General features: G+C 59.8%; 3 protein-coding genes, 5 tRNA genes, 1 pseudogene and 1 riboswitch. Of the genes and pseudogenes, 1 reads left to right on the plus strand and 8 read right to left on the minus strand.

What is annotated here, in order from left to right:
* Positions 1-62: 62 nt before the first annotated feature.
* Positions 63-3093: pseudogene (locus tag ACTG1K_RS19845) on the minus strand (glycosyl hydrolase family 18 protein).
* Between the two features lie 115 nt (positions 3094-3208).
* Positions 3209-3291, minus strand: a riboswitch (cyclic di-GMP riboswitch).
* A gap of 293 nt (positions 3292-3584) precedes the next feature.
* Between ACTG1K_RS19845 and ACTG1K_RS19850 the strand changes: the two are divergent.
* Entirely contained in the window at positions 3585-5768 is a 2184-nt protein-coding gene (locus tag ACTG1K_RS19850) for an ExeM/NucH family extracellular endonuclease (protein ID WP_440006480.1), read from the plus strand.
* Between the two features lie 171 nt (positions 5769-5939).
* On the opposite strand, the gene ACTG1K_RS19855 is transcribed toward ACTG1K_RS19850, so the two are convergent.
* The 7 genes from ACTG1K_RS19855 to ACTG1K_RS19885 all read right to left on the minus strand — a co-directional run bounded on the left by ACTG1K_RS19855 (position 5940) and on the right by ACTG1K_RS19885 (position 12208).
* A tRNA-Ala gene (locus ACTG1K_RS19855) sits at positions 5940-6015 on the minus strand.
* A gap of 34 nt (positions 6016-6049) precedes the next feature.
* Positions 6050-6125 (minus strand) — tRNA-Ala (locus ACTG1K_RS19860).
* Between the two features lie 48 nt (positions 6126-6173).
* A tRNA-Ala gene (locus ACTG1K_RS19865) sits at positions 6174-6249 on the minus strand.
* A 63-nt stretch (positions 6250-6312) separates the two neighbouring features.
* Positions 6313-6388: transfer RNA gene (locus ACTG1K_RS19870), tRNA-Ala, on the minus strand.
* A 28-nt stretch (positions 6389-6416) separates the two neighbouring features.
* Positions 6417-6492, minus strand: a tRNA-Ala gene (locus ACTG1K_RS19875).
* A 741-nt stretch (positions 6493-7233) separates the two neighbouring features.
* Complete coding sequence (locus ACTG1K_RS19880; RefSeq protein ID WP_425854815.1) at positions 7234-9147, minus strand: glycoside hydrolase family 19 protein; 1914 nt, start codon at positions 9145-9147, stop codon at positions 7234-7236.
* A 79-nt stretch (positions 9148-9226) separates the two neighbouring features.
* Entirely contained in the window at positions 9227-12208 is a 2982-nt protein-coding gene (locus ACTG1K_RS19885) for a M66 family metalloprotease (protein ID WP_440006482.1), read from the minus strand.
* Positions 12209-12253: the final 45 nt, after the last annotated feature.

Consider the following 12253-nt stretch of genomic DNA (forward strand, 5'->3'; position numbering starts at 1 on the left):
AGAGCGACCAACCAGACAAAAAAAGTGAGGCCGAAGCCTCACTTATCTCATTGATTTTAAAATCAATAGCTACAGACAGACTTCCAGCTGCCATCGGTTGCCTTGGGCTCGCTGCTGGTCCACCAGTTTGCTTGCCACACCACCTTGTTATGGGTGATGCGATCACCGCCATTGGCATGATCCCCCTGCGGCCAGCTCGGATAGGCCTTGTAGGCCGCCGGATTGACGTTCTGGCTGCTGCAGCTGGTGCCCGGATTCTCGCCGCCACCCGAACCCAGCACGGCCTCCGGCAGGGTCGGGAACTCGACCTTGAGACCAATGGTCTGGCTGCCACTGATGATGCGCATACCGCTCGGCACGCCAGCGGCGGGCAGGTAGTAGGTCATGGCGACTTCAATCTCGGCCCCCGGCGCCAGAGTCTGCCAGCCCGGCAGGTTCATGGCGACCTTGTGGAAGTCCTTCTCGCCCGCAATGCCTTCCGAGTTATCGTTGCCACCGCTCTCCACCACTTTCAGGCCCATGCCACTCTGATCCGTGATGGTGTCAGAGGTGGAGGTGGGCACCAGAAACTCGATGCGAGCGCCGCCCGGAATGGTCTGGGTCGACTTGTTGACCAGCTTGAGTTTCGGGTTGATCGGGTAGTTGGAGTCCCCTTCCTTGAAGCCGGAGAGGCTGACCTGGATATCGAGCTGGGCGCTCGGCGCGGCCAGATCGTTTTGCTTGGTGTTGTACGGAGTTGCCTTGGCAAACTTCTCATAAGCCAGGGTGGTCAGGGTACTGCCCATGCCGTACTCGTTCTTGGCCGGATCGAAGGCGTAATCACCCGCCATCTCCCAGAACATCACGCCACCCAGACCACGCTTGATGATGTAGTCGAGCTTGTGGCCCATGGACTCTTCATCTTCTGTTGAGAGAAACACCTTCTTCTCTTCGTTCCACAGCCAGGGCGCGTGGGCCTTCTCATCGTAGTAACGCACATACTTGCCCTGCATCACGTGAGCCGGATTGTTGGGATCCAGACCCCAGGCAGTGCCATAACTCGGCAGCGTGGTGATGCCGAGGCTGGCTGCATGCTCCAGGTTTTTGGCATGCCACATGGGCACGGCGCCACCGCCGATCTCTTTGCCGTTCTTGTCCAGATCATGCCAGATGTTGTCGATGCCGACCGCCCCGTTGCCGCACGGAATGGTGCTGCCACCTGTGCCCGGCTGGCACTCGTTCTGGCTCGGCAGGGCTGCCTTGCCACCCAGCCCGTGACTGCCACCGCTCACCCCCCTGCCAACCGCGGGTGTAATAGGGCACGCCAACGTTGATCTTGCCAGCCGCCAGCGCACCGCGGAAGTAGTGAGCAGACCAGGCGGCGTTGAGGTAACCGATACCGCCAAACTGGGTCTGGGTATAGACGCCCCAGTGAGAGAGCTCGGGGTCGGCATTGTTGTCGAACAGGGCAGCGTTGTGACCGACAAAGTGGTTCCAGGCACCGTGGAAGTCATAGGTCATCAGGTTGACGTAGTCGAGATACTGAGTGACCTGGAAGTTCTCCATCCCGCGCAGCAGATAGGCCGAGGCCGGTGAGGCGATGGTCAGCATATACTTGCGGCCATCTTCGTTACCGGCATTGTCGAGCCGCGCCCGCAAGGTCTTCATCAGAACCTCGTAGTTGGCAAACAGCTTGGCCCGGCACTGGTTGGATAGCGGGAAGTCGTTGGGGTTGCCCGCATCCTTCATCGAGGTGGGGTATTCGTAGTCGATATCGACCCCGTCAAAGCCGTACTGGCGGATAAAGCTCACCGCCGAGTCAGCCAGGGTGTTGATACCGGCAGTATTGACCGAGCAATCGCCCTTGGTGGTGGCGGTGTAGAAGCCGCGCGTATCGGCCCAGCCCCCGACCGAGATGAGGGTCTTCACGTCCGGATACTGCTTCTTGTACTTCGACAGCAGGTTGAAGTGGCCCTTGTAGGCAAATTCAGGATCCATCTCGGCACCCGGCACGCCATCCCAAGTCATCTTGGTGGCTGCATCGTCCACCTTGATGGTGTGGCTCTGCTCATCCACCGCCGCGAAGGCGTAGTTGATGTGGGTGATCTTGTTCCATGGAATATCGCTCACCAGATAGGCGGGCAGGCCGTTCTTGCCGGTGCGCCAGGAGGTGAAGTAGCCGATAACCCGACGGGCATGGTCATCCCCCATGCACTCGTAACCATCCGGACGATAGATCTGGCGAATGTCACAAGAGAGGTTGCCACCGGTGGGCGGCAGCGCGGCCTCCTCGACATTGACGGTCACCGCCGCCGACTCACCGCTCAGATTGGTCTTGTCTGTGGCCACCAGCTTGAGGGCGGCACTCCCTTTGGCATCCGGCGTCCAGTTCACCTGCCAGGGGGCAGTAGTGTCTTCACCAATCTTCTTGCCATCGACATAGAGCTCGACTTTGGCCACATCGTTGTTGGCATCTGTGACGTTGCCGCTCACCGCCACACTGCGACCCAGCGTCACCTTGGCGCCATTGGCCGGGCTGCTGATGCTCGCCTTGGGCGCCTCTGGCGCGACCACGGCGGCGACGTTGAAGCTGGAATCCGCTTCGCTCAGCACCTTGCCATCTTTATCCAGCGCCCGTGCCTTGAGGGTATGGGCCCCCACTCCGGCGGCGCTCCAGCTGGCACTCCAGGGCGAGGCGCTCGCCGTGGCGACCAGCGTGCCGTCGACAAGATATTCCACCCGGGCCAAGGCCGTTACCGGGCCGCTCAGGCTCACCGCCAGCGCCACGCTGGCTCCTTCGTTGAAGCTGGCACCTACAGCCGGCGAGCTGACGGCCACACCGAGCGCAGGAGGAGGCACCTCGCCACCATAGGGCTTCCAGGCATCTGCCCAGACTACACCTACCCCCGGCTCATAGTGATAGGGGGATGCCCCGCACCAGCCTGAATAGGGAAATTCTTTGCATTCATAGAGGGCACCGACGTTGCTGACGATATCGCCAGCCTTGTAGGCAGTACCGGATTTATAGGCGGGATAAGCGGCCTGAGCCCAGGCGGGCGCGGCCGCAAGGGCGACCAGCATGGCAAGCCTGCTGGGTCTGAAGAGCTGTTGCATATTGTTATCTTCCTTGTTTTGTCTTGGCTTGGTCACCAAGGCAAAGAACAATCGCAACCTGCATGATGGGCGCAGACAACTGGCAATGGACCTGCCACAAAAACCACCCCTCACCCAGGGAAACCCCGCTATCTGGATCCACGATCGAGACCGGAAGCATTGCGCCCCGACATCACTGCCGGTTTGCCCTTTACCTGGGTTCCGTGAGGAACGAACCCAGTATAGGAAGGCGACAAGATCCCCTCAATCTTTATTCTCAAAGAGAATTATCCCCTGCCACGAAAGCGTCATGATTACAGGGTTAAAATTGATTTAATTATCAAAAAAATCATATCGTTACTGGGATCATAAAAACGCTTTCCCGCACCTTCCCAGATTCATTTAATGTGCGTTGGCTCACTGGTATGACATGCCAGAAATGTGACAATGCGCGCCCTTGGTCAACGAGCCAAGGCTATGGAATCACTGGCAAAAATAAAAAAGGAACACCTATGAAAGGTACTCGTACCCTGCTGTCGCTGGCCGTGGGGCTGGCACTTGCATCCTCAGGCGCCCATGCGGCATTTGTCTGCCCGTCCGATCCGGCTCAACTCACCCCCATCCCGACCATTCAGGGCACAGGCTCCGCCAGCGCGCTGGCCACCCAGACCGTGACCGACAATAACGGCAAGGTGACCGGCAAAATCAGCCCGGGCACCTTCAACGTTCGCGGTATCGTGACGACGCTGGGCCAAAGCCTGACCAAGGGTTTCTATCTGACCGACCCGGTGGGCGATGGCAATCCGGCCACCTCTGATGGCATCTTTGTCTATCTGAACGACAAGGACTTCGCGACCAAATATAAAGACATCAAACCGGGGGCTGAAATCTGCCTCGAAGCCAAGGTCGAGGAGTATTACGGCGGCACCCAGCTCAAACCCACCTTCGAATCCAGCAAAGCCCGCCTGCAAGTCACCGCAGAAGGGCTGAATGTGCCGACTAGCGTACTGCAGGTCAATGAAGGGGAGACGCTGGCGCAGGCGCTCAATCGCCACGAAGGGATGCGGGTACGTCTCGACAGCAGCAGTGACCTGCACCTGACCCGCAACTACGGCTTCGACTACAAGGTCTATCGCAACAACGTAGAGTTGGCCCACAAAACCCCACTGATCAAACCGACCCAACTCCATGTCGCCAACAGTGCAGATGCTGTCGCGCTGGCCACCCAAAATGGCAGCAACCGTCTGGTGGTCGAGTCTGATTACAAAGCACCGGATGGCGTACTGCCCTGGTTCCCGAGCTGGGATGCCGATCAGGGATATCTGCGCATCGGTGATCAACTGACCGGGCTGGAGGGGGTGATCGTATACAACAAGGATGCCTTCCGTCTGGTGGTACCGAGCGATGTCACCCTGACTGCCGGCGCCCTGCTGCGCAGCCCTGAAGAGGATCGTCAAGACGCGCCGGCTCGCCTCTCTGGCAGCGATCTGCGGATCGGCAGCTTCAACGTGCTCAACTACTTCACCAGTCACTCCAGCATTGGCGGCGCACTCAATATCCTGTGCAAGGATCAGGCGGATGCCGACAACGCCAAAGGTTGCAACCGGGGTGCCAAGAGCCAGCCCGAGTTCGAGAAACAGCGCACCAAGATCGTCAATGCCATCACCGCAATGGATGCCGATCTGCTCGGCCTGATGGAGATGGAGAACAACGGCTTCGAGGATAACTCGGCCCTCCACAATCTGGTGACCCGCCTCAACGAACAGCAGAAGGATGCGAGCAAACACTACGCCTATGTGCGTCTGCCGGTCACTGCCCTTACCGATGGCAAGTTCTTCGGCGGCGACGCCATCATGGTGGCGATGCTCTACCGTCCTGCCCTGCTCACCCCCAGCGGAGATGCCAGCGTCATCAAGCTGCCGGAGCAGCGCTACACCACTGGTGGTGTGGCCAAGACAGCCGGTCAGCGCGATTCTCTGGTTCAGACCTTCACCCTCGCCAAGAGCAAGGAGCCGTTGACGCTGGTGGTCAACCACCTCAAATCCAAGGGGTCAGGCTGCTACGAAAATGGCGATGGCAAGACAGAACCGGCCGACCTGCAAGGCAAGTGTACCGAGTTCCGCGTGAGCGCGGCCAAGGTGCTGGGTGAAGCGGTCAGCAAACTGCCAGGCCAGGTGCTGCTGGTGGGCGACTTCAACTCCTACGCCAAGGAAGATCCGATCCGGGTGCTGACCGACTACAACCCGGCCACCAGCGAGCGGAAGATCGTATCGGCCTCTCACACCTTTATCGGTGATCAGTCCTATGAACAGCTCGGTCGCGAAGTGACTCGCAGCTACGGCCTGATCGATCTCAACGTCAAATTCAACAAGGAGAAAGCCATCTCCTACAGCTACGACGGGGAGCTGGGCACCCTGGACTATGCCCTCGCCAACTCGGCGCTGGCCAGTAAGGTGGCAGGTGTCGCCGACTGGCACATCAACTCCTTCGAGAGCTCCCTGTTCGAATACGGCAGCCAGTACACCGGCTCCCTGCTCAAGTCTGACAACCCCTTCAGTGCCTCCGACCATGACCCCATCATCGTCGACCTGAGACTGGAGAGCGATGCCACCAAACCGGACACCTCCTCAGGCGGCGGTGCACTTGGACTCGGCCTGCTGGCCCTGTTACCGCTGGCCTGGCGACGTCGCCGTTAACCACAAGCGCATCTGAATAGTGCAAGCAAAGCCCGCGAGTCTCGCGGGCTTTTTCATTCAGGTCATTGGATTTACAAATGAAAGGCGCGGACGTATGGAGAAAATAAATGATGGAGAAAACAAAAAGGCCACCGCGATGCGGTGGCCTTTTTATTTCTTGTAACAAGAATTTGGTGGAGCTACGCGGGATCGAACCGCGGACCTCTTGCATGCCATGCAAGCGCTCTCCCAGCTGAGCTATAACCCCGATTTGTGTGAATGACCGGCAGTCACTCTGAATTTGGTGGAGCTACGCGGGATCGAACCGCGGACCTCTTGCATGCCATGCAAGCGCTCTCCCAGCTGAGCTATAACCCCAAATTCGGTACTGAATGAATGGTTCTGGCGGCCATTCATCCTAAATAATGGTGGAGCTACGCGGGATCGAACCGCGGACCTCTTGCATGCCATGCAAGCGCTCTCCCAGCTGAGCTATAACCCCACAAAGGTCGGCTTGGGTGATACACACCGCACTGCCCTGGGTACTTCATGTCAATCAGGAACCTGGTGGAGCTACGCGGGATCGAACCGCGGACCTCTTGCATGCCATGCAAGCGCTCTCCCAGCTGAGCTATAACCCCTTTGATTCCAGATTGTTCGAGGAGAATTTGGTGGAGCTACGCGGGATCGAACCGCGGACCTCTTGCATGCCATGCAAGCGCTCTCCCAGCTGAGCTATAACCCCAACTCACCTCGGCGCCACCGAAGTTATCTCCGGCAACGGAGGCGCATGATAGGCATCACCCGCTTTGCTGTCAACCCCAAAATAACCGCGACTGATTCGTTTAGTCAAAATTGCAGCAGTTCGCTGTTTTTACCAGCAAGGCGCGTGCTATCTCTCTGTTTTATGTCACAAATCGGCTCAAGCACCTATACAGGAGAGGCCGTGCAGCGAGCCTCTTTCCCCGTGCAACGCCCCCGCTCTCAAGCTTCTTTTGCTGGCTGATCATCAGCTTCTCCCCCGTCACCTCGGGAAAGCCTTTCCATAAAGGGCATTGCATTTGAAAACCCTTTCCATGATTTATGTAAATTTACAACATAGAAAGTTGATCTCGCTCACAAATGACCATAGGATCAAACCGTGACCCAGGTCACACACCATAACCATAAATGACAGAGCGATGAGGTAAACCATGTTTGAGAATCTGGCAGTCCTGTTCCACCTGCGCGGTGCAACCACCAAGAACGGCGTTGTAGAGAAAGATGCCTATGCCCCCTCCACCCGTGAATACTACTTCCGCTACGGCAAATAATTGCTGAAAGCCTTTCACGGAAAATGTAATAAAAAAAACAACACACATCATCACACAGCCCTTTCGAGGCGCTGTCCTGTCCGGGCCAGATGTTCCACGGCCAAACCTGAACTCCACCAAACAAGAATGGGGCCCGCAGGCCCCATCTTTTATTGCTTCGGCTTAATGCCGGATCACAGCTTGATCCAGGCATCACTCCACGCGGTTCCCTTGCCCGGCTCATAGGCCCAGGCGGCACCGGCACACCAGCCGGTGTAGGGGTGCGGTTTGCACTCGTAGCTGGCACTGCCGTTGCTGACCCGCTCGCCTGCCTTGTAGGGAGTCCCCTCTTTATAGGCCGGATAGTCAGGCGGCGTTACGCCCCCCTCCTCTCCTTTCACCAGCAGGCTATGGGTGGTAGTGCGGCTCAGATTACCTTCGTCTGTGACCGTCAGTTTGATATCCAGTTTGGTATCGCTGGCCGGCGTGGGCAGAGTCAACTCCAGAGTGACCTGATCCAGTGCCGGGGCGGCTCCAGCCGGGATAGTCCAGGCATAGGAGAGCGGCTTGCCTTCCGGATCGCTGGAGTGCTGGCCGGAGAGAGTCACCTTGCTGCCACCTTCGGCCTGCGCCGGGCCAGTGATATTGGCCACTGGCGGCAGGTTGGTGCCACCGCCGTTATCCTCGATCACCACCTCCGGATAGAAGTGCTGAACGCAGCGACTGTAATCCCCCTCCTTGAAGGCGCTGAAGCGGGTCTGGTAGCCCACCAGCTTGCACGCATAACTCTTGCCGCCGTTGGGGTTCTCTGCCACATAGCTCCAGTCCTGCTCCCAATAGATGTGCAAGGCACCGGCGCCATTGTCGTCAAACACCTTCATATTCTTGCAACCCAGCACTTCGTCGGATGGCACCGCCACTCCGAGGTAGTTGGCAAACTCGCGGTAGTAGTTGATGCGGTTCTGGGACTGGGCGTGCTCGACCGGGCCGCCGCACTCCACCCCGCCATTGATGATCTGGGTGGTGACCCCGAAGCCCGGCACCAGACCGTTCTGCTTGTCATGGTCATTCGGCTGCCAGGTGCCATCGATGACATGGAGCATGGAGGGCTTGGGCGGCTGCGGATAGGTATAGAAGAACACCGCACTGGCGAGGTTCAGCCAGGTGTCGGCCACCAGATCGGGGCGGTCTAGCAGGGTGCGTACAGTACCGAACATCGCCTCGGAGAAGGGGCCGTAGTTGTAGTTGTAGGAGAGTTGCTTGGCGCCGCGGCCAAAGTAGCTCTTGAACTCGCCATTGTCGAACGTACCGCACGGCCACTGCTGACCCTGCCACACATCGGGACGGCACTCGGCGTTGTAACCACCGCGCATGGTCTCATTCCATCCCATCTCGCGCACGTAGACCAGCGCCTGACGCCACTCGGCCTCCGGGCGCCAGCTTTCATGGCCGCCTGTCTCCTGGGCGAAGTGGGCGAACATGGTTGCCAGCGTCTTGCGGCAGATAGCATCGGCATCGCGGCCATCGCTGTAGTCGCCGCACAGGGCCGGGAACTTGGCCGCCGCCTGCAACAGGCCACGATAGGTGTACTCGGGAGCGCGTAGCGGGAAGAGGTAGTTGAACTGACTCTCGCTCAGCAAGCTTTCGACCCGCTTGACGTTGCTCGGGTTGTCGGCACGACCCGGCAGCACCGCCTCGACCACCAGATTGTCTCGGGTAGCGATGGAGGCCTTGACCGCTTCCATCGCCGGGAAGTCGGTCAGCGCCTTCTCTTTGGCATCCAGCTCGGCCTGGCTCATATAGACGGGGGTAGTGCTGCCATCCGGCGGGGTAGGCGTTGGCGGATTGGGCTTGTCATCGCCACCGGTGTCCGGCGGGGTCACTTCCCCTTCGCCGACAAGCTTCCACGGGGTATCCCACTCATTGGCGGCCGCCATGCCGGGAGTCTGACCCGGGTTGACCCACCACTTGGCCTCAAAAACCTGGCCGTTGTAATTGACCTGGCTGCCGCCCGGATAGGATTTGTTGATGTCATATGCCTCGGCCGCCCACAGGTGGCCGCTCAGCATCATGCTGGCAAGCAAAAGGGTGATGCGGTTTTTTTTCATTATTGTTGCTCTCTATGGTTTTGTGGCAAAAGGCGGAGCCCGCCTGAACAGGCTCCGCAATCTTCATAATGGACTCAACCTAGGGGCAGCTTGCAGCCCCGACATCCAGCCAGACATCGTGCTTGCCCGGCTCGTTGCCTTGAGTCCACCACTTGGCCTTCCACTGACGGCCATTGTGGTTGGTAAGCTCACCGCCGTTGTAGGCAACGGTAGCGCTCCAGCCCAGCTCAACCTGACTCGCCAGCGCCCACTGATCGGCGGCGCGGCTAGGTTCATTGCCCTGAGTCCAGTATTTGGCACGCCATACCAGCTGGTTGTGGCTCACCTTGTCGCCACCGTTGTAGACCTTGCTGGCCTGCCATGCGGGAACATTCGCCGCTTCCGGATCTGTGGTGTTGCAAGAGCCGTCGACCACGGGCTCCAGCGTCAGCACAACGCGCCCTTCGCTCTGATGGACCCCGTCCGAGACGCTCACACTCAGCTCATGCTGCTCGCTGGTGGTGACAGCTGGCGGCAGCAGACGCAAGTTGGCACTGGTCTCGCCTTCCGCCTGCCAGCCCGCCGGGAAGTGCCAGCGGTAGCTCAGCGCATCGCCCTCGGGATCCCTCGCCTCGGCAGTGACGGTCAGCCACTCACCGCCGATGCCGCCGAGCTGCGCCGGTACGGTCACCACCGGAGGCTGATTCTCCACCACGCCCTGCTCCAGCGGCCGCCCGTTGACGGTAAAGGAGAGTGACTGCTGCGGTGGCAGCAAGCTCTGCTGTACCAGTGTCTGACCACGGCACTGGATGGTGGGGCGGCCGGGCTCGCTGGCGGTGGGCAGGTTGATGTGGAACTTGTTCATGACGCTACTGGCCGCCCGGTGATTGGCCAGCCTGAAGCGCTGCAGACCATCGCGGGTCTCCACCTGCAACTGGCAGTCACTGCCGGACAGGGTGTTGCTGTCATCCGGGTAGGTAAAGCCGTAGGCGCCGTGCAGCGCCGGATAGATGTAGCTGGGCAGACTCCCCTGCGGGTCGTAATAGCCCACCAGAGTGGTCACCGGCACTCCGAACTGCTCGGGCTTGCGCGCAACCTTGGTATCGATGAGGGAGACCTCCACCCAGCTCTGGCCATCCGAGGTGAAGCTCTTCTTGAAGCCCCGGTTCACCACAATTTCCTTGCCGTTGATAAAGAGGCGACTGTTGTAACCGGCCCCGTGATCGATGGTCAGACTGCGCCCACGGTTGTCCGCAGAGGCAACCGGCACCCGAATATCACGGGTCCAGCGACCGTCCCACATGGCGACCCTGACCAAGCCATAATCCGCCAGCAGGGCACTCAGTCCGGCATCGCTCAGGGCATCCATGGGGGCATCGACCTTCTCGATCCCCTCGATTGTGTGCTGATAGGGCTCCATCCTGGCCGTCGCACTGTTCCACTTGCTAAAGCCGGTGGCCGAGTTGGCATCGAACACCGCCTTGCTCTCCAGGAAGCGCTGGATGATGGCGGCGGAATTGGGGGTATAGAGGGTGAAACGGTTGGCGCCGGAGAGAGGGCTGCCGCCCGCCATCGCATCGTAGCCAAACTTGCGGCCATCGAACGGCGGCTGGCACTGGCCATCCAGACAGGCATCCTCATTGGTGCGGGTCGGCGAGAAGTTGGGGATGAAACGGTGTTTGTCACTGTCCCAGCCCCAGCTGGAGTTGAGCTGATCGGCACTGCGATGAACCGAGCCACGGAAGCCATCCACATAGTGGCCAAGGCCGAAGTTATGGCCCACCTCATGGCTGAACTCGTTGCCCAGCGAATCATCCAGCGTGACGATGCCACCGCCACCAGAGCCACCGTGCACCTGAACCCCATTGGCATATTTGCCGCGGCTGTTGTGCGCCGTCAGCTGGGCCACCACAAAGGGATGGCTCCCCTCCCCTTCACCGGCACTGCTGTTGATGCCGTAGTTGGCATTGTCGATGCCGTGGGAGATAAGCTCCTTGCCGATGCGCTGACGCATGGTGCCGCCATGCCACCCCCCCTCGCTCGGGTCAAAATCGGTCAGCAAGGTGCCATTGGGCAGCATCACCTCAGGCAGGGAGAGCGGTGCATACTGACTGACGATCAACCGGCTGGCCGGAATGGTCTGGAAGTATTCGCGATGGGCCTCCTTGTCATTGGCAAAGGCAAAGCGATCCCGTGGCGTGGTGAGCATGCCGATGTCGATGGTGTGCAGCAGCAGCTCGCCGGGGGCGCCGACCTTGATATCACGCAGTTCACCACTGAGATTGCCCTGACGAACGGAGAGGGTCAGTCCGGGCTGGATCCACTCGGCAGGCAGCTCGCCGCTCCAGGTATCCGCTGCATAGGTGATGCGGTTGTTCTCCAGCTCCCCCTCGCGGAACCACTGCCCATTGGCAAACTTGAACTGCAGGGTCTGGCCACGGGAGACGGTCACCTGTCGCTCACCATAAAAGGCCGTCGAGTTATAACCGGCGCTGGAGCGGATCCGCACCATCTTGCCCTCCAGCTCCGGGCTCACGGGCAGGTAGATATCCCGAACCCAGCGGCCGTCGGCGGTCTGGATCTCCACCAGCGCACGCCCGCTCAGTCGATCCTTGAGGAAGGCGCCGCTCTTGTCGTTCAGTTTGGCCAAATCAGCGCTGCTGCTGATGATGGCAGTGGTGCCGCTCTCCGGGATGAAACTCACTCCCCCGGCAGGAGCTCCCGCGAGGTGGTAGACAGTCTCTGGCAGCGCCGATGGCGGCGACAAGGTCAGGGTGCCCAGCAGCTCGCCGCTGCCGTCACGGGCCTCCACCGTCATGGGGGTCACCCCATCGGCCTGGAGTGGTTTCACCAGCAGCAGGCTCTTGCGCAGGCTGGTCAGGATGGGTTGGCGATCCCCCTCTTTGGGATGGGACGGCAGGATCTGGCTCTGGGCAAACTGCACGCTGGCAGCCAGGCTGCCCGCCAGATCGCTTTGCGGTGTCGTCTCATTGAATATCAGGGGCGAGGTGGCGGCAGACAGGGGGCCAGCCGCCAGGGTTGCCATGATGAGGGCAGCGATTCGGGTCACATTTGTGGTCATTGTCGGGTTCTCGTTCATATTGCTACCGGGAATGAGGGGCATGTC

The sequence above is a fragment of the Aeromonas sp. 102P genome, assembly GCF_051920345.1.
Taxonomy (GTDB): Bacteria; Pseudomonadota; Gammaproteobacteria; order Enterobacterales; family Aeromonadaceae; genus Aeromonas; species Aeromonas veronii.